General features: G+C 64.4%; 19 protein-coding genes and 1 tRNA gene. 7 read left to right on the top strand and 13 right to left on the bottom strand.

The window, feature by feature from the left end; genetic code table 11:
* Positions 1 to 2: 2 nt before the first annotated feature.
* The 7 genes from AC5RV1_RS13870 to AC5RV1_RS13840 form a co-directional block, all read right to left on the bottom strand.
* Complete coding sequence (locus AC5RV1_RS13870) at positions 3 to 521, bottom strand: guanyl-specific ribonuclease (protein WP_493994947.1); 519 nt, start codon at positions 519 to 521, stop codon at positions 3 to 5.
* A 19-nt stretch (positions 522 to 540) separates the two neighbouring features.
* Positions 541 to 2667: a glycogen debranching protein GlgX gene (gene glgX / locus AC5RV1_RS13865; protein WP_493994946.1), complete on the bottom strand. Its 2127-nt coding sequence runs from the start codon at positions 2665 to 2667 to the stop codon at positions 541 to 543.
* 91 nt (positions 2668 to 2758) lie between these two features.
* The gene (gene rlmB, locus AC5RV1_RS13860) at positions 2759 to 3748 is read right to left on the bottom strand and encodes a 23S rRNA (guanosine(2251)-2'-O)-methyltransferase RlmB (RefSeq protein WP_163166599.1); all 990 of its coding nucleotides are present in this window, start codon (positions 3746 to 3748) and stop codon (positions 2759 to 2761) included.
* Between the two features lie 101 nt (positions 3749 to 3849).
* On the bottom strand, positions 3850 to 5316 hold the full coding sequence (gene cysS / locus AC5RV1_RS13855; RefSeq protein ID WP_493994945.1) for a cysteine--tRNA ligase: 1467 nt from the start codon (positions 5314 to 5316) through the stop codon (positions 3850 to 3852).
* A 9-nt stretch (positions 5317 to 5325) separates the two neighbouring features.
* Positions 5326 to 5826: a 2-C-methyl-D-erythritol 2,4-cyclodiphosphate synthase gene (ispF, locus tag AC5RV1_RS13850; RefSeq protein ID WP_493994953.1), complete on the bottom strand. Its 501-nt coding sequence runs from the start codon at positions 5824 to 5826 to the stop codon at positions 5326 to 5328.
* 17 nt (positions 5827 to 5843) lie between these two features.
* Complete coding sequence (ispD, locus tag AC5RV1_RS13845; RefSeq protein WP_493946353.1) at positions 5844 to 6626, bottom strand: 2-C-methyl-D-erythritol 4-phosphate cytidylyltransferase; 783 nt, start codon at positions 6624 to 6626, stop codon at positions 5844 to 5846.
* 96 nt (positions 6627 to 6722) lie between these two features.
* The gene (locus tag AC5RV1_RS13840; protein ID WP_011690592.1) at positions 6723 to 7205 is read right to left on the bottom strand and encodes a CarD family transcriptional regulator; all 483 of its coding nucleotides are present in this window, start codon (positions 7203 to 7205) and stop codon (positions 6723 to 6725) included.
* A 271-nt stretch (positions 7206 to 7476) separates the two neighbouring features.
* On the opposite strand from AC5RV1_RS13840, the gene AC5RV1_RS13835 reads away from it, so the two are divergent.
* Positions 7477 to 8019: a hypothetical protein gene (locus tag AC5RV1_RS13835; protein ID WP_493946405.1), complete on the top strand. Its 543-nt coding sequence runs from the start codon at positions 7477 to 7479 to the stop codon at positions 8017 to 8019.
* An 89-nt stretch (positions 8020 to 8108) separates the two neighbouring features.
* On the opposite strand, the gene AC5RV1_RS13830 is transcribed toward AC5RV1_RS13835, so the two are convergent.
* Positions 8109 to 8789 (bottom strand): response regulator, encoded by a 681-nt coding sequence (locus AC5RV1_RS13830; protein WP_163166594.1) that lies wholly within the window; start codon positions 8787 to 8789, stop codon positions 8109 to 8111.
* Positions 8786 to 10027 (bottom strand): sensor histidine kinase, encoded by a 1242-nt coding sequence (locus AC5RV1_RS13825; RefSeq protein WP_493994952.1) that lies wholly within the window; start codon positions 10025 to 10027, stop codon positions 8786 to 8788. Before AC5RV1_RS13825 ends, AC5RV1_RS13830 begins: the two co-directional genes overlap by 4 nt.
* A 206-nt stretch (positions 10028 to 10233) precedes the next feature.
* Here AC5RV1_RS13825 and phoU point away from each other — a divergent pair, with 206 nt between their 5' ends.
* On the top strand, positions 10234 to 10896 hold the full coding sequence (gene phoU / locus AC5RV1_RS13820) for a phosphate signaling complex protein PhoU (protein ID WP_493946352.1): 663 nt from the start codon (positions 10234 to 10236) through the stop codon (positions 10894 to 10896).
* Positions 10897 to 10974: 78 nt separating this feature from the next.
* On the opposite strand, the gene AC5RV1_RS13815 is transcribed toward phoU, so the two are convergent.
* Entirely contained in the window at positions 10975 to 11721 is a 747-nt protein-coding gene (locus AC5RV1_RS13815; RefSeq protein WP_256246524.1) for a phosphoglyceromutase, read from the bottom strand.
* Between the two features lie 101 nt (positions 11722 to 11822).
* Here AC5RV1_RS13815 and AC5RV1_RS13810 point away from each other — a divergent pair, with 101 nt between their 5' ends.
* Entirely contained in the window at positions 11823 to 12668 is an 846-nt protein-coding gene (locus tag AC5RV1_RS13810; protein ID WP_493946351.1) for a class I SAM-dependent methyltransferase, read from the top strand.
* A 28-nt stretch (positions 12669 to 12696) separates the two neighbouring features.
* Here AC5RV1_RS13810 and AC5RV1_RS13805 read toward each other — a convergent pair whose 3' ends face one another.
* Both AC5RV1_RS13805 and AC5RV1_RS13800 read right to left on the bottom strand, forming a co-directional pair.
* Positions 12697 to 13050 carry a DUF2516 family protein gene (locus AC5RV1_RS13805; protein ID WP_163167969.1) on the bottom strand — a complete coding sequence of 118 codons (354 nt, stop codon included), beginning with the start codon at positions 13048 to 13050 and terminating at the stop codon, positions 12697 to 12699.
* A gap of 9 nt (positions 13051 to 13059) precedes the next feature.
* Positions 13060 to 14250 carry a trans-sulfuration enzyme family protein gene (locus tag AC5RV1_RS13800; protein WP_493994944.1) on the bottom strand — a complete coding sequence of 397 codons (1191 nt, stop codon included), beginning with the start codon at positions 14248 to 14250 and terminating at the stop codon, positions 13060 to 13062.
* A 108-nt stretch (positions 14251 to 14358) separates the two neighbouring features.
* Here AC5RV1_RS13800 and tmk point away from each other — a divergent pair, with 108 nt between their 5' ends.
* The 4 genes from tmk to AC5RV1_RS13780 all read left to right on the top strand — a co-directional run bounded on the left by tmk (position 14359) and on the right by AC5RV1_RS13780 (position 17915).
* Positions 14359 to 15015 (top strand): dTMP kinase, encoded by a 657-nt coding sequence (gene tmk, locus AC5RV1_RS13795; RefSeq protein WP_493994943.1) that lies wholly within the window; start codon positions 14359 to 14361, stop codon positions 15013 to 15015.
* Positions 15012 to 16154: a DNA polymerase III subunit delta' gene (locus AC5RV1_RS13790; protein ID WP_256246520.1), complete on the top strand. Its 1143-nt coding sequence runs from the start codon at positions 15012 to 15014 to the stop codon at positions 16152 to 16154. Before tmk ends, AC5RV1_RS13790 begins: the two co-directional genes overlap by 4 nt.
* 17 nt (positions 16155 to 16171) lie before the next feature.
* A complete protein-coding gene (locus AC5RV1_RS13785) occupies positions 16172 to 17737 on the top strand; it encodes an alpha/beta hydrolase (RefSeq protein ID WP_493994942.1) in 1566 nt (521 codons plus the stop codon).
* 105 nt (positions 17738 to 17842) lie between these two features.
* Positions 17843 to 17915: transfer RNA gene (locus AC5RV1_RS13780), tRNA-Thr, on the top strand.
* A 362-nt stretch (positions 17916 to 18277) separates the two neighbouring features.
* On the opposite strand, the gene AC5RV1_RS13775 is transcribed toward AC5RV1_RS13780, so the two are convergent.
* The gene (locus AC5RV1_RS13775) at positions 18278 to 20083 is read right to left on the bottom strand and encodes a CBM96 family carbohydrate-binding protein (RefSeq protein WP_493994941.1); all 1806 of its coding nucleotides are present in this window, start codon (positions 20081 to 20083) and stop codon (positions 18278 to 18280) included.
* Between the last annotated feature and the right edge of the window lie 600 nt (positions 20084 to 20683).

The raw sequence follows: 20683 nt of genomic DNA, 5'->3' as shown, positions 1-20683 counted from the left end.
GCCTAGCTGCCTTCTGCTATGAATCGAAACGTCTCGTAGTGATCATCTGTGTAGTACTTCTCGCCGTCGTCGCCTGCCACGATGCGCCGCGCTCCCCGGTCTGATTCCCCAGGTGTTGGCACCGTGTATTCACGGTAGTAACCCCTGTCCCGCCGTGGCAGGATCCGCTCGAAGTTCCCGAAAGTCTGGTCGTCCTGCCGGTAACTGTAAGGTCCACCGGCGCGGATGAGGGCGAGCGTCCGGCGGCCTTCAGCCGGCAACGCAGACTCCCGCACCTCCGGCAAGGCGGACGGGTTCTCCTGCGCCTGCGGTTGAGGTGCGGCATCTGTCCCGGACCCTGCAGAGTGGGACCCCCGGGCGGAGGGACCAGTGGCGGCACCCGGGGCCGGCGTGGCACTGACCCCGTCTTCCGGCGTCGTACTGTCCGTCAACTGGCCCAGGATCCCCGTGCCGCCAAACGAGAGCAGCCCCAGCACCACGAGCACAGCCAGCAGCAGGGGAAGAACATTGCGGTTGCGCATTACGTTGTTTCCCGGTGCATCAGCTGCGGTAGATGTTGATGGAGTTGGCCTCCAGGAGGTCCTTCTCCCCCGGGGCCACCCTGGTGCCCTGCCGGAGCTCGTGCAGCGGGGAGGTGGTCAGCCGCAGCTCGAACATCGTATGCGGGGTACCCTTCGCAGTAATGTGGGGCAGCGTGATCTGCACGTCGGAATTGCTGCCGTTCACCACCACCAGGCCGGCCAGTGTGCCGTCGTCGGAACCCAGCAGGAGCTGCATGACGCGGTGCCGGGGATCGTTCCAGCGTTCCATAGACATGGGCTGCCCGGCGTGGTCGAACCAGTACAGGTAGGACTGCTCATCCCGGACCGGGAAGTCATGGGGCTGTGCGGCCAGGAACTCCTTGCGCAGGCGGATGTACCGTTTGGTGCTGCGGAGCGTCTCGTGGGACTCCGGCGTCCTGGTCCAGTCCAGCCACGCGATGGCGTTGTCCTGGCAGTACGCGTTGTTGTTGCCCTGCTGGGTCCGCGCCAGTTCGTCTCCGGCCGTGATCATGGGCACGCCGATGGAGATCAACAGCGTGGCCATGAGGTTACGCCGGGACTGGGCGCGCCTGGCCAGGATGACGCCGTCCTCGGTGGGGCCTTCGAAACCGTGGTTGTAGCTGCGGTTGTCGCCGTGGCCGTCCCGGTTCTGCTCACCGTTGGCCTCGTTGTGTTTCCGGTCGTAGGAGACGACGTCGTTCAGGGTGAAGCCGTCATGGGCGGTGACGTAATTGACCGAGGCCAGCCGGGAGCGGCCGGACGCCGCAAAGAGTGCTGCGGAACCGGACATGACGTCCGCGAGCTTGGCCACCGATCCGCCCTGCCCGCCGGATTCAAGCGCAGCCCGGTCCGCCAGCCAGAACGAGCGCACGGCGTCCCGGAAATGGTCGTTCCAGTCCGCCCAGCCGGCCGGGAACCGTCCGGTCTGCCAGCCGCCGTAGCCCACATCCCAGGGTTCGGCAATCAGCTTCACGTCGGACAGGACGGGATCCGCCGCAATGGCAACGAGGAACGGGTGCCGGGGATCGAATTCATTGGCCGCATTCCGGCAGAGTGTCACGGCAAGGTCGAACCGGAAGCCGTCAATGTGGAACTCGTCCACCCAGTGGCGCAGTGAGTCCACCACCAGCTGGACCACCCGTGGTTCACCAAAGTTCAGGCTGTTGCCGCATCCCGTGGTGTCCTCATATTTGCCGTTCCCGTCAGTCCGGTAGTACGTGTCCTCCCCCAGCCCGCGGAAGCTCAGGGTCTGCCCGTCGGGACCGCCTTCAGCGGTGTGGTTGTAGACGACGTCCAGGATGACTTCCAGCCCGGCGGCATGAAGCGTCTTGACCATTCCCTTGAACTCGTCCTGGACGGCCTGGGGGCCAGCCTGCTGGGCTGCCTTGGTGGCGTAGCCGGGGTGGGGGGCGAAAAAGGCTGCCGTGTTGTATCCCCAGTAGTTGGTCAGTCCCAGGTCCTGCAGGTGCGGTTCATCCAGGTGGAAGTGGACGGGCAGCAGCTGGACAGCCGTGATTCCTAGGCTCTTGAGGTGTTCAACAATGGCGGGGTGCGCCAGGCCGGCGTACGTGCCGCGGAGTTCCGCGGGCACGTCCGGGTGGAGCATGCTCTGGCCGCGGACGTGGGCCTCGTAAATGATGGTGTCGCGCCATTCCAGGCGGAGCCTCCCGTCTGAAGCCCAGTCAAAGTCGCTGGCCATCCGGACGCTGGTCAGGAAGCCGTCGCGCTGGTCCACTGCGCGCCCGTAGGGGTCCAGCAGCAGCGGCTGCCCGCCGTCGTCGTCAACATCCTGGGTGGGCACGGCAAGCGGCAGCGACTGTTCGGCGGATGCTGCACGGAACCCGTAGCGCGAGCCGTAAGGCAGGTTGTCCACAATCCCGTGGTGTACGCCGTTGCTTACGTTGGGCAGCGCCTGTACCCGCCAGTCTCCGCCAGGGGCTATGTAGGCGATTTCCAGGTTCCGCACGCCGGGGGCGTAGCAGGCCACGTTGGCCCTGGCACCCGGCCGGGTGCCGTTTGCGGCTGGTCCGGACACGGCCAAATCCGCGCGCGGGACAGTCACACCGAGTGGAAGAGCCGTTGAGGCGTCCGTGGTGGAAGCAGTGTCGAAAAGCGGCATGACCATCACCTAAAATATTAGCCGCCAAGGGCACATCGCCTGCCTATGCGTCACAGGGCGCATAGGCAGGCCGGGAAAACTGATTTATAGGCCGCGGTTACTTTGCGGCGCGCTGGCGGGATACCTCGTACAGCGAGATGCCCACTGCCATGGAGGCGTTCAGGGATTCCATGGCCGAGTCGATGGGGATCGAAACGATCTGGTCGCAGTTCTCCCGGACCAGCCGGCTTAGGCCCTTGCCTTCCGAGCCCACCACGATGCAGACGGGCTCCCTGGCGAGGGTGAGGTCGGGAAGCGAAACATCGCCGTCGCCGTCAAGGCCCAGGACAAAAATGCCCATGTTCTTGAATTGCTTCAGTGCACTGTTGAGGTTGGACGCACGCGCCACCGGTACCCGGACTGCTGCCCCGGCGCTGGTTTTCCAGGCGGAGGCGGTGACGCCCACCGAGCGGCGTTCGGGCACGATCACGCCGTGGCCGCTGAAGGCGGACACGGACCGGATGATGGCGCCGAGGTTCCGGGGGTCGGTGATGCCATCGAGGGCAACGAAGAGCGGCGCGTTGGGGACGTGGCCCTTTTTCCACTTCTCCACCGTCTCCTCGGCGAGTTCGTAGGCGTCCTGGTACTCGTAGGGCGGGATCTGCAGGACCAGGCCTTGGTGGATGGCGTCGTCCGTCATCCGGTCCAGTTCGGGCTTGCCGGTCTCCAGCAGCGGGATGCCGCGTTCGGCGGCGAGCTTCAGGGATTCCTTGACCCGGTCATCCATTTCGATGCGGATGGCGATGTGCAGGGCTTTGGCGGGAATGCCGGCCCGGAGCGCTTCAACCACGGAGTTCCGGCCGGTGACCACTTCCTCGGTAGCCCGTCCCTTGGGCCCGGACTTGGCGGCGCCGGCGCTTCGCGCGCCCGTGCCGCGCTTGGCGGCGGAGCGCTCTGCGAGCTGCTTGGACTTGTGCGCCTTGTGGTAGGGACGGTCCTCCGCCTTGGGCGTGGGTCCCTTGCCTTCGAGGGCCTTGCGGCCATGACCACCGGTTCCGATGGTTGGGCCCTTCTTCGCTTTAACCGATCGGCGACCATTGTTGGCCATTGTGTTCCACCCTTGATTGTGTTGACTGAGTCTGCCTACCAGTCTACTGAACCAAGTAAAATCGCCTGACCCGGCGGAATGGCCTAAGGGTGATTACTCCCTCAGTCCCGCTTCAGGCTCCAAGTGGCGCCGTCCGGACCGTCCTCGACCACGACGCCGGCGGCGGCCAGGGTGTCGCGGATGGCGTCGGAGGCGGCCCAGTTTTTTTCGGCCCGCGCCGCGGCCCGGGCTTGCAGCTGCGCCTGGACCAGGACGTCGAGGGCGGTTGCTTCCTTGCTGCCGCCCGCATCGGTGCCTGCGACGGCATTGAGCCCAAGCACCTCGGTCATCACTTTGACTGCGTTCAGCGCGTGACGTCCGGCGTCGTCATCCCCCTCGGCGAGGGCTGTGTTCCCGGCGCGCACCGTCTCGTGGAGCGCCGCCAGCGCACGCGGGACGTTGAGGTCGTCGTCCATGGCCTCAGAAAAAGCGCGGACAGCATCGCCCGATGAGCCGAAGTTGCCGGCCATAAGGCCGGAGTCCTCCCCGAACCGGGCCGAGGCCTTGGCGAGGAAACCGTCAATGCGTTCGACGGCGGCGGCTGCCTCCTGCAGCGACGTGGGCCGGTAGTCCAGGATGGAGCGGTAATGCGCCTGGCCGAGGTAGTAGCGGACCACCCGGGGCGGAGCCAGTTCCAGCATCTCGGCGGGACTGATGGTGTTTCCGATGGACTTGGACATCTTTTCGCCCTGGTAAGTCACCATGCCGTTGTGCATCCAGAAGCTGGCAAACGGATGCCCTGCCGCCTGTGACTGCGCCATTTCGTTCTCGTGGTGCGGGAACCGCAGGTCCAGCCCGCCGCCGTGGATGTCGAACTCAGTGCCAAGGTACTTGGTGACCATCGCGGAGCATTCCAGGTGCCACCCGGGCCGGCCGGCGCCCCAGGGGGAAGCCCAGCTGGCGGTGGCGGGTTCGCCCTCCTTGGAGCCCTTCCACAACGCGAAGTCGCGGGGGTCCTTCTTACCGCGGGGGTCGGCGTCCGGGGCCGCCTGCATGTCGTCGATGTTCTGCCGCGTAAGCGCGCCGTACTTGCTCCAGGAGCGCACGTCGAAATACACATCCCCTGAGTCATCCAGCGCCGGGTAGGCATGCCCACGTTCCATCAGCTGCTGGATCAGCGCATGCATTTCGGGGATGTGCCCGGTGGCCCGCGGCTCGTAGGTGGGGCGGGAAACACCCAGGACGTCGTAGGCCTTGAGGAACTCCTGCTCGTAGCGGTAGGCAAGCGCCCACCACTCCTCCTGGGCCACTTCTCCGGGCTCCGGCGTGAACTCCGGCGCGAAGGATGCTTCCGACTTGGCAAGGATTTTGTCATCGATGTCGGTGACGTTCCTGACCACAGTCACCCGGAAGCCCCGGTAGGTCAGCCAGCGGGTGAGCTGGTCGAAAGCGATGGCTGAGCGGATGTGGCCAACGTGGGGCATGCCCTGCACCGTGGCCCCGCAGTAATAGAGGCTGGCCTTGCCCTCGACGAGGGGGACGAAGTTCCGGACTTCGGCGGAGGCAGTGTCATAGAAGCGCAGGGTCACCGCTCCAGATTAGCCGATGGCGGCAGTGGGCTTCGGATATACCAAGGCAGTGGCCACCGCGGAGATACCCTCTCCACGCCCCGCGAACCCCAGGCCGTCGCTGGTGGTTGCCGTAACGCTGATGGGCGCCCCGGCCGCTGCGCTGAGAACCTGTTGCGATTCTTCACGGCGGGGACCGAATTTGGGCCGGTTGGCAACGAACTGGACTGCAACGTTGCCGATTTCGAAGCCGGCCGCCCGAACGATCCTGGCTGCTTCCGTGAGGAGGGTTACCCCGGATGCGCCGGCGAACTCAGGACGGCTGGTCCCGAAGTGTGTGCCGAGATCGCCAATTCCGGCGGCCGAGAAGAGGGCGTCCGCAGCCGCGTGGGCCACCGGGTCACCGTCCGAGTGCCCGGCGAGGCCGCGCTCGCCTTCCCACAGGAGCCCGCCGAGCCACAGCGGGCGCGGCGCGTCCTCCGGGGCGTACGCATGCACGTCGATGCCGATGCCGGTGCGGGGCAGGACCACGTTGATGCCAGCCACGGTCACCCCTCCACCCAGCGGGCGCCCAGTGGCCCTTCCAAAAGTCCCTCAGCGAGGATCAGATCCAGCGGAGTGGTGATCTTCAAGGACTGGCTGGAGCCCCGGACAGCGTGGACCGGGGTGCCGAGCATCTCCACAAGCATCGCGTCATCAGTTACGGCGGCGGCCTGCTGCTGGTCAAGGGCCCGCGCCGCTTCATGCGCCTTCAGGAGGGTGTTGAACTGGAAGCCCTGCGGTGTCTGGACGGCACGCAGCTCTTCGCGCGGCGCGGTTCCGGTAACAACTTCCGGCGCCAGCGCGCTGTCCTCGCCGGTGGTCGCAGCCACGGTCTTGACCGTGTCCACCACGGCGACGGTGGGAATAACGGCAGCGGCTCCGGCGGCCAACGCATTCACTACCCGGTGGAAGACCGATTCGGGGGTCAGGGCCCGGGCCGCATCGTGCACCAGGACGGCCTCGATCCCGTCCATGAGGACAGCCATGCCTGCCCGGACGGAATCGGCACGGGTGGCGCCGCCGTCGACCATGGAAAGGAGGGGGCCGCCGTCGGCCAGTTCTTCCTGGAAGTCCTCGCACAACTGCCGCAGGCCAGTGTCGCCGGCCGGCAGTGCGATGCATACCTGGCTGCTGACCCCGGACGCCACGATGCCCCGGAGGGCGTGCATCAGGATAGGCTCGCCGCCCAGCGGCACCGCTGCTTTGGGCATGCCGTAGCCCAGCCGTTGCCCTGAGCCGGCAGCCACCAGGATCACGGCAGTGACGGGGCGCGTTGGAGTTTCACTCATGCGGACTAGCCTACGTCCCTGAAGCTGGCCCGCCGGGACCTGAATTCGGGCAAAAAGAAGCCCCGGCGGCACTTGGGTGCCACCGGGGTTCAATTCTTAGGAAGCCAGAACCTCGTCGAGAACGCTTGCAGCCTTCTCCTCGTCGGTCTTTTCAGCCAGGGCCAGTTCTGAAATCAGAATCTGCCGGGCTTTGGCCAGCATACGCTTTTCGCCTGCGGAAAGGCCCCGGTCGTGATCGCGGCGCCACAGGTCACGGACGACCTCTGCCACCTTGATGACGTCACCGGAAGCAAGCTTCTCCAGATTTGCCTTGTACCTGCGTGACCAGTTGGTGGGTTCTTCGGTGAACTCGGCACGAAGCACATCGAACACGTGCTCCAAACCTTCCTTGCCCACTACGTCCCGAACGCCAACAAGATCTACATTTTCTGCTGGAACTTCAATGGTCAGATCACCCTGAGCCACCTTGAGCTTGAGATACATCTTCTCTTCGCCCTTGATGGTGCGCATCTTGATTTCTTCAATCTTCGCAGCACCGTGGTGAGGGTAAACTACTGTCTCGCCGACCTCAAATACCATGTGGACATTTCCCCTTTCCCGCAGACCAGTTTATCACGATTCAGGCATATGACCGGCCGGCAAAAGGGCCTCGAACCGCGAAAATACGCGGAAAAACGGCACAATCGACCCCCTTTGACCCCTTGACGAATGCGGATATTAGTGCATCGCACAGGCCCTGCCAAGGGAGGATATGACGGCGGCGAATCCTCGTTTGAGGGCGTTTGCGGATAGGCTATGGCTGAATAATCTTTCAAACCCTCGAGGAGTACGTGACGTGCGTTTCACTGCGATGAACCGGGCCCAGCGCGCCAAAGTGGCACTGGCGGCTGCCGCCCTCGGCGTCGGACTGCTGACGTCAGGCTGCGGGTACACCAATTCCCAGCAGACGAGCGAGCAGTACCAGTCGTCAGACGGCATCATCACCGACCTCGGCCCGCTGCAGTTGCGCAACATCCTCATCGTCTCGAACGGGGAAGACCAGCCCGGCCGCGTCATCGGTGCGGTCTACAACTCGTCCTCCCAGGACGTGACGCTTACGCTGAACGGCGCCGAAGGTTCACAGACCGAAGTGCCGGTTAAGGCCAACGACTACACCCTGCTGAACGACACCACGGACGAAGCCATCCTGAGCACCACCGGTGGAATCCCCGGATCCCTGGTTGACATCAAGATCAGCGAAAACGGCACCAACGTGAGCAACACCGTGAAAGTACCGGTGCTGGACGCCACGCTGCCCGAGTACAAGGAGTACCTGCCTGCGGGCAGCACCCCGTCGCCGTCGGCAACCCCCTCCCCCACGGCTTCCGAACTCGGTGGCGGCAGCGGCCACTAGGCCGCTGGCCCGAAGAAGCTTCGGCACAACAAAAGGGAGGGGCCAGGCGGCTCCTCCCTTTTGTTTATGCCGTTCAGGCTCAGTTCCGCCTACGGTTCGAACTTGTAGCCGAGACCCCGCACGGTCACCAGGAACCGTGGCGCCGAAGGATCAGGTTCGATCTTCCCGCGCAGCCGCTTGACGTGGACATCGAGTGTTTTGGTGTCGCCCACGTAGTCCGATCCCCAGACCCGGTCAATGAGCTGGCCCCGTGTCAGCACCCGGCCCGAGTTGCGCAGGAGCATCTCCAGGAGTTCGAACTCCTTTAAGGGGAGCAGCACCTGTTCGCCTTGCACGCTGACCACGTGGCGTTCGATGTCCATGCGGACGGGCCCGGCCTGGACGGTGGAGGAGATCAGCTCCTCCGGTTCACCCTGACGGCGGAGGACAGCCCTGACCCTGGCCACCAGTTCGCGGGATGAGTATGGCTTGGTGACGTAGTCGTCGGCGCCGAGTTCCAGGCCCACCACTTTGTCGATTTCGGAGTCCTTGGCCGTCAACATGATCACCGGGACGCTGGAGCGCTGGCGCAGCTGGCGGCATACCTCGGTGCCCGAGAGCCCGGGAAGCTGGAGGTCCAGCAGCACCAGGTCCGCCCCGTTCCGGTCGAATTCGGTGATGGCGTCCAGGCCGTTGTCCACAACCTCCACCTCGAACCCTTCCTTGCCCAGCAAATAGGACAAGGGATCGCTGAACGATTCCTCGTCCTCCACAATCAAAATCCTGCTCAAGCGTTAGCTCCTCGTTCTTTTGCGCCTGCGGCGCGGGGTACTTGGGTGGCAGTTGGCTTCCGGTGAGTCTGTCCCGTAAGTGCGGGGGCGGCGGCGGGCGGAACCTCGTCCTCGCCGTCCTGTCCTTCCATTTCCGGGAGGCGGAGCGTGAAGGTGGACCCTTGGCCGGGCTGGGACCAGAGGGTCACTTCCCCGCCATGGTTGGAGGCGACATGCTTGACGATGCTCAGGCCGAGGCCAGTGCCGCCGGTATGGCGGGATCGGGCCGAGTCCACACGATAGAAACGCTCGAAGACGCGCTCCTGGTCCTCGGGGGTGAGCCCCTCGCCCTGGTCCGTCACGGAGATCGAGACCAGGCCATCCCGTGAGCGGACGCCGATGCCCACCCGGGTGTTGGCCGGCGAGTAGCGGATGGCGTTGTCGATCAGATTGCGCAGTGCGGTGACCAGGAGGTCCTGGTCACCAAAGACCTTGCCTTCTGTCCGGCCACCGACAACTATCCGGATGTTCTTGCTCTCGGCCGGGAGTTGGGACCGGTCCACTGCCTCGGCAATAACGGCGTTGACGTCTACCGGGCGGCCTTCCTGGGCGACGCTTGCACCCTGCAGCCGGGAGAGCTCGATGATGTCCTGCACCAGGGCGGCCAGGCGGCCTGATTCCTTATGCATGCGCTTGGCGAAGCGGCGCACTGCCTCTGCGTCGTCGGCTGAGGACTCCAGGGCCTCGGCGAGCAGTGAAATCGCGCCGACGGGGGTTTTGAGTTCGTGGGAGACGTTGGCGACGAAGTCGTTGCGGATCTCTTCGGTGCGTGTGATCTCGGTCCGGTCGTCCGCCAGCAGGAGGATGTATTCCTCCCCAAGCATGGCAGCCCGCACCTGGACAATGATCGTTCCCTGCCCCAGCGGGCCGCGCGGCAGCTCCAGCTGCTTCTCCAGGATGACGCCATCCCGCCGGACTCCTGCTGTCATGTCCAGCAGTTCCTTGTGGACCACTGTGTGCCCGCGCACCAGCCCGTAGGCGTAGGCGGCGGGGCTGGCCCGGACGACGCCGTCGACAGCGTCCACCACAACAAAGGCTCGTCCGACGACGGCCAGCACCTCGGCGGCGCCGGCCGGCAGCGCAATTTCATCGGCGTCGACGTCCAGCAGGTGCCGCTGCTTTTCACTGACCCTGTAGGCCAGCACGCCGAACGTGCCGAGCGCCAGGCCGATGAGGCCGGCGACCAGACCGATGAGCATAGGATCCACAGCTCCACCTTATGCGCTGGGAGTGGCCGACGGCGCGTCCGGGACTGCTGCACCGACGGTTCAACTAACGTTCATCTTCAAGGACTTAAACGTTTACCGGATACTGGCAGAGTAACGAGTTGGACTGCCGAACGGCGACACGAATTCCTGCTGCCCTGGAGCGGGCGGGATGGGAGTTCCAAGGAAAGGACGCCTAAGTGCGTAAGGTTTTTCAGGAAGAGCTTACCCAGGTCGGTGACCAGCTGGTGGAGATCTCCCGGCTGGTCAGTGAAGCCATGGCCAAGGCCACAACATCCTTCGAGGTGGCGGACGTGGACCTCGCCCAGGACGTCATTGCTGCGGATGCGCGCATCGACTTCCTGCAGAACAGCCTGGATGAACGTGCCATCGACATCCTGGCGCTGCAGGGCCCCGTTGCCAGCGACCTTCGGATGATCGTGGGATCCCTGCGGATGAGCGCCTCACTGGAGCGGATGGGCGACCTTGCGAGGCATATCGCCCAGCTGGCCCGTCTCCGTTTTCCCGCCAATGTTATTCCGGAATCCATGACCGCAACGTTCAAGAGCATGGCACAGCTGGACCAGGAGATCGCCGACAAGCTCACCTTGCTGCTGGAAACCCGTGATCTTGAGGTAGCCCGGGACATCCTGAAAGCGAACACCGCCATCAACGATCTGCATCTCAGCGTTTTCAAGGCCATCGCCGCCCCGGAATGGACCGAGTCGCCCGCAACCACCGTGGATGTGGCCCTGGCGAGCCGCTACTTCGAACGCTTTGCGGACCACGGCGTCTCTGTCGCGCAGAAGGTCACCTACCTCGTGACGGGTGCCTGGCAGCCGAACGGCAACGAGCACAGCTAACTTCGGCGGGTTTTTCGAACAAACGACGGCGGGCCGGTCACCAGGGGGTGACCGGCCCGCCGTCGAGCGTTTTGAGCCTTATTTCTTGCCCTGGTTGGCCACGGCCATGATGGCCTCTGCAGCTGCTTCGGGATCCAAGTACGTGCCGCCCGGCTTGACCGGCTGGAAATCCTCGTCGAGGTCGTAGACCAGCGGGATACCCGTGGGGATGTTCAGGCCGGCGATGGCTTCATCACTGATGCCGTCGAGGTGCTTGACGAGCGCCCGGAGCGAGTTGCCGTGGGCCGTCACCAGGACAGTTTTGCCCGATTTTAGGTCCGCCTTGATGTCCGATTCCCAGTACGGCAGCAGCCGGACCAGGACATCCTTCAGGCATTCGGTGCGCGGAATGGCGTCCCCGAGGTCGGCGTAGCGGGGATCCCCCACCTGGGAGAATTCGGAGTTGTCGTCCAAAGGCGGCGGCGGGGTGTCATAGGAACGGCGCCACTCCATGAACTGCTCTTCGCCGTATTCGGCGAGCGTCTGGGCCTTGTCCTTGCCCTGCAATGCACCGTAGTGGCGTTCGTTCAGGCGCCAGTCGCGCTTGACCGGGATCCAGCCGCGGTCGGCCTTGTCCAGGGAGATGTTTGCGGTGTTGATGGCCCGCTTCAGCAGGGACGTGTAGAGGATGTCCGGGAGAACATTGTTCTCAACCAGGAGCTCACCGCCCCTTGCTGCTTCCGTACGGCCCTGGTCATTGAGGTCTACATCCACCCAGCCGGTGAACAGGTTCTTGGCGTTCCATTCGCTGTGGCCGTGGCGCAGCAGAATCAGCTTGTAAGTCATGATTTTCATCCTAGCCGAGCGCCGCTGCCGCCCGCCCAGCGTTACAAACGGCGCCACCTGGCAGCAGGCGGGCAGGGATGGCACAAGGATAAGGTTGGGCGGTGGTGCAAAAAGCTGAACGGGTGGCCGCCCCGCAATTAAGTGGCAGGAATCCGGGCGGCAGGCAGGGCCGGCCGGTAGGCAACGTGACCCGCGGCACCACCAATCCCAACCGCATGCGCCGGGTGGACCGCTGGTTGACCGGACCTCAAGCCTGGCGCCTGCAGTCCGCTGCCAGTCCCCTGGTGGTGGACCTGGGCTACGGCGCCACCCCGGCCACCGCCGTCGAACTCTTTGAGCGGCTGTCCGCCGTGCGCCCGGATGTCCAGGTGCGCGGCATCGAGATCGAACCGGACCGGGTCCGCGCCGCACTGCCCCTGGAGCGGCCCGGTTTGAGCTTCCATGTGGGCGGCTTCGAAATCCCCGTTGCCGGGCGGCCTGTGCTGGTGCGTGCCTTCAATGTCCTGCGGCAGTACGAGGAAGCCGATGTAGCCGGGATCTGGCGGCTGGTGCAGGACCGCCTGTCTCCGGACGGCCTTTTCATTGACGGCACCTGCGACGAGATCGGGCGGCGGGTGACGTGGGTGGCGTTGGATGCCAAACGGCCGCTCTCACTGAGTATTTCCGTCCGGTTTGGAAGTTTCGAGCTGCCGTCGGACGTGGCGGAGCGCCTGCCAAAGGCATTGATTCACCGCAATGTGCCCGGCGAACCGGTGCACGCCCTGATGCAGGCCATGGACCGGGCCTGGCTGGAATCCTCTCCGCTGGCGGCCTTTGGCAACAGGCAGCGCTGGCAGTCCATGGCCCGGATCTTGCGCGACGCCGGTTGGCCGGTTCAGGACGGTCCGGCCAGATGGCGGCTGGGCGAGCTCACGGTTGACTGGGAAGCGGTGGCCCCGCGGGTTTAGGGCAGCTGGGTTGGGTCAATGCAGTCCGTCACCAGGGTCCGTACGGCCCCGTGTTGCGGCTGCCGCCGCGTCCTGCGTCCTTCACTGCCGGGCGCACGTCCGCCAGGTAGACGGACGCCGCGACCACCGCCGCGAGCCCGAACAGGCCAAGCGTGCCGAAGAATCCGCCGCCGCTGCCGAAGAACGAGATGACGCCGACGAAGGCGGCTCCGCCGGTCAGGGCCATCCAAAAGGTCTTCGTCCTCTTCCCGGTCGCCTCGAAGGCATTGGCGCGGTGACGCGCGCAGTCCACCACAGCCCACAATTCGAGCCCAAGGGCCACCAGGGCAAGAATAAAGAACACTGCCTGCTCTACAGGCCGAATAATGAGTTCACCGTCCACAAGCCCAGCCTAGCCGCCCGGCGCGTCCAGCGCCTGCTTCAAGTCCGCCCAGAGGTCCTCAACGCTTTCGATGCCCACGCTGAGGCGGATCAGATTTTCGGGCACGTCTAAAGGTTCGGCGGCGTGCCGGCGCCGGCGTTCGATCAGCGATTCCACCCCGCCCAGCGACGTTGCGGGCAGCCACAGCTTCACTGCGCGGACCACCGCGTCCGCAGCGTCGGCGCCGCTCATGCCGTCCACGGGCGCTACCTGGATGCAGATGATTGAACCGAAGCCCTTCATCTGGGCCGCGGCCCGTTTGTGGCCCGGGTCCGCGGGAAGGCCCGGGAACCTGAGCGATTCGAGCAGCGGATGGGCCGCAAGCCGCTCCGCCAGGACCATGGCAGAGGCTTGGGACCGTTCAACGCGGAGCGCCAGCGTCCGCAACCCGCGCAGTGCCAGCCACGATTCGAAGGGGCCGGCGATGCCGCCATGGATAGTGCGGTGATGGAGCAGCGCGGACCGGATGTCGGGGTTGGACGTCACCAGGGCGCCAAGGACGACGTCGGAGTGGCCCGCCAGGTACTTGGTTACCGAATGCAGGACGACGTCGGAGCCCAGGCGGAGGGGCTGCTGGACCAAGGGCGTGGAAAAGGTGTTGTCCGTGACCACGATGGCTCCGGCGGCGTGTGCCGCGGCCGTGACAGCCGGCATGTCCGCAATGCTGAGCATGGGGTTCGTCGGGCTCTCGATCCACAGCATGGAGGCGGCGCGCCCCGCCGGGCCGCTGGGCGCGAGCGCCTCCTTAACGGCGTCGGTATCCGCGATGTCCACGGTCCGGAGTTCGATGAAACCCTTCTGCGCAAGCTCGGCGGCCATGACCAGGGAGCCTGAATAGCACAGCGTGGGCATGACCAGCACTCCACCGGCGGGAATGAGGGACAGGGCGGAACTGACCGCAGCGAGGCCGGATGCATAAAGGAGACCTGGCAGTTCCGACCCCTCAAGCTGGGCGAGCGCTTCCTCGAAGGGATCCCAGGTGGGGTTGGAGTACCTGCCATAGCCACGGTCCCCGTCAGCAAGGGCACCAATGCCGAAGAACGTGGAGGACAGGACGATGGGCGGGTTGACCGGCTGGTCCCTTTCCCGGGAAGGACGCCCGGCCGCCACCACGACCGTCTCGGCTGCCAGGGAAGCCGCTTGCTGTTCGGAAAGGCTCATGCAGGAAAGCCTACTGTCCGCTCCGGGCACCCTGGAAAGCCGCTACTACTGTCCACATATCGCCTTCGGCAATCTGCGATTGCGGGTGCGGGTCGGTAGGCTTGACCGGTGAGTAAACAAAGGGCGGGTCTTTTCATCGCGTTTGAGGGCGGGGACGGTGCCGGCAAGTCCACCCAGGCAGCCCGTCTTGCAGACGCCCTTGAAGCGCGGGGACTCACCGTCCTGCGGACCCGGGAACCCGGCGGAACGCCCATCGGCGAGAAACTTCGCTCCTTGGTCCTTGACCATGGCCACGGCCACATCGACGCCCACACCGAAGCCCTGATCTTCGCGGCGTCCAGGGCCGCCCACGCCAGCCAGGTCATCAGGCCGGCGCTTGAGCGCGGCGAGATTGTTTTGACGGACCGGTACATCGATTCGTCCGTTGCCTACCAGGGAGCCGGACGGGACCTCGGCAAGGATGCAGTCCGGTCGATTAACGCGTGGGCCACTTCCGGTTTGGAGCCCCACCTCACTGTCCTGCTGGATGTTGACCCGGCAGTGGGCCGCCAACGCCGGACCGCCGGTGATGCCTCGGAGGACCGGCTCGAATCCGAAGCTGACGAATTCCACGTTCGGATCCGGGATGCCTTCCTGGAACTGGCAGCCAGCCGCGCCGGCTCCTACCTTGTGTTGCCGGCCCATCTTCCCGTAACTGACCTTGCCGCACGGATCCTCCAGCGCGTGGACGGCCTGTTGGCGGCCGCGGAGGGAGACATGGCATGACGGTCTGGGACGACCTGCAGGGCCAGGCCGCCGTCGTCGAACAACTGCGCCAGGCCGCAAGCGGCGAAAACCTGACACACGCCTGGCTGTTTACCGGGCCGCCGGGTTCGGGCCGTTCAAATGCCGCCAAGGCGTTCGCCGCGGCGTTGAACTGCGACCAGGAGGACGTGGGCCGGCGCGGCTGCGGGCAGTGCCCTGCCTGCCTGACCATCCTGGGGGAAACCCACTCCGACGTCACCTTCGTCCGCACTGAAAAAGTCACCATCACCATCGACGAGGCGCGGGAACTGGTAGCCACTGCGGGCAATCGGCCGTCCTCCGGACGTTGGCGGATCATCGTGGTGGAGGACGCAGACCGGATGGCCGAGCGCACCACCAACGTCCTGCTCAAGGCCATCGAGGAGCCAACTCCCCGGACGGTGTGGATGCTGTGCGCACCTTCCCCGGCCGACGTACTGGTGACCATCCGCTCGCGCTGCCGCAGCGTTGCCTTGCGGCTGCCGCCCGCCGCCGATGTGGCTGCCCTACTGGTTAAGCGCGACGGCGTGGAGCCGGCGCTGGCGGAACGCGCGGCCCGCGCGGCGCAAAGCCACGTGGGGATCGCCCGCCGGCTTGCCCGGGATCCTGCAGCCAGGGAACGCAGACTGGAAACCGTGCGCTTTCCCCTGGCACTTCGGGGCGTTACCGCCGCGGTGATGATGGCGGAGAAGCTGGTCAAGATCGCCACCGCAGAGGCCAACAGTTCCAATGAGGAACGCGATGCCGCCGAGAAGGCCGCCCTGCTGGCAACCCTGGGCGCGCCCGAATCCGGCACGCTGCCTCCGGCCATGCGCAGCCAGGTGAAGCAGCTGGAGGAGGACCAGAAGCGCCGGGCGAAGCGGTCCATCACCGATTCCCTGGACCGGACGCTCACCGACCTGCTGTCCTTCTACCGGGATGTGCTGATTATCCAGCTTGGGAATGCTGTGGAGCTCGTAAACGTTGAGTTGAGGAGTGAATTGGAGGAGTTTGCCAGCCGCTCCGCTCCAGAAGCCACTCTTGCCCGGATGGACGCCATCAACAAAGCCCGTGAACGCATTACCACCACCAACGTTGCCCCGCTGTTGACCATTGAGTCCATGGCAGCCAGCCTGATCTAGCCCTCCAAGGAGACCCGATGACTGCCCGCCCCCTGCCAGCACGCCCCCGATCCTGGGTGATTGGAGTGCGTGCCGCCGGGGCCATGGTGCTTGCCATGGTTCTGGCCTCCTGCACCCTCCTTGGCGGCGACGACCGCAGCCAGGAGGCATCCACTGCAAAGGCGGATCCCTCGATTGTGGCGTCCGCTCCGGCCGGGCTGGAGCAGTTCTACTCGCAGGAAGTTGTTTGGGAGCCGTGCGAAAGCGAATTTCAGTGCGCCAAGGTTAAGGTGCCGGTTGACTACGACAAGCCCGAGGGCGACACCATCGAACTGGCTGCGCTGAGGGCTTCGAGCACAGGCAACAAGACGGGCAGCCTGCTGGTCAACCCCGGAGGACCGGGAGCGTCCGGATACGACTTCGTCAAAGATGCTTCCGGAACACACTTTTCCCAGGCGGTGCGTGACGCCTACGACCTCGTTGGTTTCGATCCCCGGGGCGTGAAGCGCTCTGCTCCAGTCAGCTGCATGACGGATGCCGAGCGCGACGCAGCCCGGGCGAAGATCTACGAGCTTGAAACGGACGCCGGCCTGGAAGCGGCCCGGACGGACAACAAGGCGATTGCCGCGCAGTGTGCTGAGCAGACCGGTCCGGTTCTGGCCCACATCGATACGGTGAGCTCCGCGAAAGACATGGACATCCTTCGCGCAGTGGTCAATGACAGTAAGCTCAACTACCTCGGGTACTCCTATGGCACGTTCCTGGGTTCAACCTATGCTTCGCTGTTCCCGGACAACGTGGGGCGCATGGTGCTTGACGGCGCCCTGGATCCGTCGATCAGTAACGAGGAGCTGACCCGGGGCCAGGCCCGCGCCTTCGAAAAGGCGATCCGGGCCTATGTTGCCAGCTGCCTGCAGCAGGAGGGGTGCCCCCTGAGCGGGAATGTTGATTCCGGAGTGCAGCAGGTTCGCGACCTGATCGCCGCGGTCCAGCAGACGCCCCGCACTGCCAAGGACGGGCGCGTGGTCAACGCCACGATGTTCGTCAGTGGCCTCATTACCCCGCTGTACAACGACCAGAGCTGGCCGGCCCTGACCCAGGCCCTGGAAGCGGCGATGACCGGCGACGTGAGCCTGATGCTTCGGCTGGCCGATCTTGGTGCCGACCGCGCTTCCAACGGAACCTACACCTCCAACTCGACGTTCGCGTTCAACGCCATCAACTGCCTGGACTACCCCATGGAGTCCGATACTGCCGCTATGCGGGCGGAACAGCAGCGCCTGATGCAGGACTCCCCCACGTTTGGGTATTTCTTTGCCTACGGCGGCACCAACTGCGCCGACTGGCCGTACAAGAACGTCCGCACACCGGCACCCGTGGAGTACACGGGAGAGTCCCCCATCGTCGTTATCGGCACCACGGGCGACCCTGCCACACCCGTGGAGTGGGCGGCTTCGCTCAGGAAGCAGTTGGGCAACGCCGCATTGCTGACCTGGGAAGGCGAAGGCCACACCGCTTACGGCCGGTCCAACAGCTGTATCGAGGACCGCGTGGACACCTACCTTGTCAGCGGTCAGCTTCCCGCCGACAACACGGTGTGCTGAAGGCCTCAGCCCTTTCCGTCCTGTCCATTTTGACCCGGGCGCGGGGACTCTATTACAGTTGACTCTTGCATGAACCACCCGGTTCTTCCGGATAAAGCATGCGGTGCTTCCTTAGCTCAGTCGGTAGAGCGTTTCACTCGTAATGAAAAGGTCATCAGTTCGATTCTGATAGGAAGCTCGGGATAAACCCCGTGTTGTCGTTGATTTCGACGATGATGCGGGGTTTTTCGCTGGTTAAGCAGTCGAGACCGCTGGTCTTCCATGGGGTGCATGCTCTACGGAATCCCCTGCTTATTCCAAGAGCTCGATCCGCGGTTCGCCAGGACGTTGTCCGGATCACCGGCCATCCGGTGTACCGACTCCTTGATCACCCCTCCCTCCTTCTGCCTGTCGGCAACGGAGTCGTAGACCTTGCGCCAGGCGCTGTGTCCTCAGCCTCAAGGGCCTGGGTCCGGTGCAATACCGGACCCAGGCCCCCGCGCGGCTTCGCTCTTATGCGGCCAGTCCACCTCCCGGGGACCGGTTCACATTCACGCTCCCCTAGGGGGTGGTCAGGGTGAGGATGAGTTTGGGCCTGTCAGCGGCGGTGGCGGCCTCGCTGGAAGCAAAGTCCAACCCGTCGCCGCTGGAGGAGTCCACTGCCAGCGACAGACTCTGGCCCAGTTCCGCCTGCAATGCGTTCTTGTCCAGGTTGACGCTGTAGATACCGGCGCTGGTTGCACCGGTCAACGTTCCTATCGGGGTTGCTCCGGGTAGCGGGCGGGCGTTGAAGCGAATAGCGTTCTCGTTCCAGAGGTCGTCCGGGACCAGCTTGACCCTCTGGTTTCCCGTCGAGCCGTTGGTTGCCTGGAGCTGCAGCTTTGCCTCCGTGATCGTCCTACCCGAGAGAGTCCCAAGGTCGAACTTCAGATAGCTGACCTCGGCGGGGCTGCCGTCAACCCCCAGCGCCGTGGCCGAGCCGTTGTCGGTCGTGGCGGCACGGCCGGAGACATAGCTGTCCTCGAGCGCGTCAACGGTCACCGTCTGGGGCATACCGCCACCAGGTGGTGGTGGTGGTGTCGCCGTGCCAAGATCCAGGTGGGCGTGCCAGTACCGCGCGTTGGTCCTCGAGGCTGTCAACACCACCAGACCGGTCTGACCGTTGACGTTTTGTTTCGTTGATGTGGGGTCGTTGATGTCCTTGTCGGTACTGCTGCTGATGATGGGCGTACCGGGGCCGGGCGCGAAGGAAACGTTGTCCAGCGGCGACTTCTTGTAATAGAGGGTGCCGCCCGCCTCCGGCGCGATCGCAAACATGTAGAGCTGACGGTTCTCCTCGTCGATCATGACCATGGGCCGGGTGTGGGCGTCCTCCACAGTGCCGTACTGTGTGCTGGTCCATTGGCCATTACCATCGCGCACCAGGAGCGCCACAAACGTTAGACCGGCGCCCTGCTTGGCTGTCTTGATCGCTGCGTAGAGGCGACCGCTGCCGTCACTTGTCAATTGCCTGAGGTTTAGATGGTCGTTCGCGCATCCCCCGCTGCAGTTGTTTCCTCCCCCGTAGGCGACCTCTGTCTGCCACGACGTCTCTGGCTGGCCGTCCTGGTGGGTGGCCAGGTAGAACCTCTTATGACCTACCCGCTGATTGCTCCACATGATTCCGATCTTGTCCCCCTGGAACGACGCGACTGCGGAGATATCGTCGTGGTGCACGTCGGCGTTGGTTGTCGGTAGGACGAACGGAGTCCCCCACGCCGTGTCGCTCGTCGTGGAGTGGTTCACATAGACACGGTTGCTGAGGTCGCTTGAGACGACGGTGTAGGTGACCCATAGCTTATCGAGGGAGTCTTTGGCCACCGTAATCGATTCCGTGCTCCCCCTGTGCAGGGTGACAGGGAATTCGGCGTCTCGGGAGTAGGTCTTCGTGGCTGCGTTGTAGCTGAAGCGGTGAAGCGCTGCGGACCCGGAGGTCACCGCGGCCTGGGTTGGAGGCGTGGTCCACTCCGAGAGCACAGTCGTGCCCGACACCACGTAGAGCTTGCCGGTTTTTGCGTCCCAGAGCGCGTCACCGCGCGCACTCGGCCGTGCGTCAACAACCGTTGGGGTCTCCTGCCAAGCCTGCGTTGCGCCGTCGAGCTTGTGGATTACCGTCGCATTTGCGGACGCACTCCACATCAGCCCCCACCAGGTCCCGTCCTGGAACCAGAGTTTGCTCTGGGCCTTGTCTGCAGTCGGCGTTTCAACGCCGTCGCCGGCATATGATGGCCCAGGTTTTCCGACATCAGCGGCCTGGGCGGCGACGGGCAGTGCGACAACCCCGGCCGCGGCGAGTAGCAGAGCAATTAAAAGGCGTAGCAGACGCATAACGATGCCCTCGGATCTAGGTCGGTGGAAGTCCTTGCGGTATCAGCGAGCGTATGGTTCGCCCCAGGAAGTGTCACGAGTAGCTTGTACTTCCTTTTCTCCGCCCGGTTTATCCGCTTTCCGTAAGTAGCGGGATTAACTTGCCGCCCATTCCTTAGGTATAGGGTTGCCGCTTAATTCAATTTTTAGGCATATGGGGTTTTCCGGCATTTCACCAACACAGGTATAGGGGGTTTTGTTGCACATTCCACGAACACAGATATAGGGGGCTCTGTTGCGCATACTTTGTCACTTTGGCTAATTCCGGGTTCACGCTTTGCTCAACTCCAGCCGGATACGTCGACTCCCAACTAGAAACAGCAGTAAATACTTATGCTGCGTCCGCACTGCGAAACTGGGCACGCAGGACATCGCGCACCCGTCCCGGCAAGAACCTGGTCGCGTGGGGGTTGACCGTGACGTCGTCGGTCGAGCCCTGATCGACTACCACCCCGTGCTCCCAACACCATTATCCGACCCGCGACATAGCAGGCCTGGCCGATGTCATGGTGATGAACAGGACGGGCCGCGGGATTTCCGCGAGTAGTTGAAACATCCAAA

The sequence above is a fragment of the Arthrobacter sp. Hb9-2 genome, assembly GCF_059091165.1.
This window is presented reverse-complemented; position numbering and strand designations above follow the sequence as displayed.

What these genes read in the sequence shown, in the direction of transcription:
- AC5RV1_RS13870 (WP_493994947.1), bottom strand. Translation starts at nt 521, where the DNA reads ATGCGCAACCGCAATGTTCTTCCCCTGCTGCTGGCTGTGCTCGTGGTG.
- glgX (WP_493994946.1), bottom strand. Translation starts at nt 2,667, where the DNA reads ATGGTCATGCCGCTTTTCGACACTGCTTCCACCACGGACGCCTCAACG.
- rlmB (WP_163166599.1), bottom strand. Translation starts at nt 3,748, where the DNA reads ATGGCCAACAATGGTCGCCGATCGGTTAAAGCGAAGAAGGGCCCAACC.
- ispD (WP_493946353.1), bottom strand. Translation starts at nt 6,626, where the DNA reads ATGAGTGAAACTCCAACGCGCCCCGTCACTGCCGTGATCCTGGTGGCT.
- AC5RV1_RS13840 (WP_011690592.1), bottom strand. Translation starts at nt 7,205, where the DNA reads ATGGTATTTGAGGTCGGCGAGACAGTAGTTTACCCTCACCACGGTGCT.
- AC5RV1_RS13835 (WP_493946405.1), top strand. Translation starts at nt 7,477, where the DNA reads ATGAACCGGGCCCAGCGCGCCAAAGTGGCACTGGCGGCTGCCGCCCTC.
- AC5RV1_RS13825 (WP_493994952.1), bottom strand. Translation starts at nt 10,027, where the DNA reads ATGCTCATCGGTCTGGTCGCCGGCCTCATCGGCCTGGCGCTCGGCACG.
- AC5RV1_RS13815 (WP_256246524.1), bottom strand. Translation starts at nt 11,721, where the DNA reads ATGACTTACAAGCTGATTCTGCTGCGCCACGGCCACAGCGAATGGAAC.
- AC5RV1_RS13800 (WP_493994944.1), bottom strand. Translation starts at nt 14,250, where the DNA reads ATGAGCCTTTCCGAACAGCAAGCGGCTTCCCTGGCAGCCGAGACGGTC.
- AC5RV1_RS13790 (WP_256246520.1), top strand. Translation starts at nt 15,012, where the DNA reads ATGACGGTCTGGGACGACCTGCAGGGCCAGGCCGCCGTCGTCGAACAA.
- AC5RV1_RS13785 (WP_493994942.1), top strand. Translation starts at nt 16,172, where the DNA reads ATGACTGCCCGCCCCCTGCCAGCACGCCCCCGATCCTGGGTGATTGGA.
- AC5RV1_RS13775 (WP_493994941.1), bottom strand. Translation starts at nt 20,083, where the DNA reads ATGCGTCTGCTACGCCTTTTAATTGCTCTGCTACTCGCCGCGGCCGGG.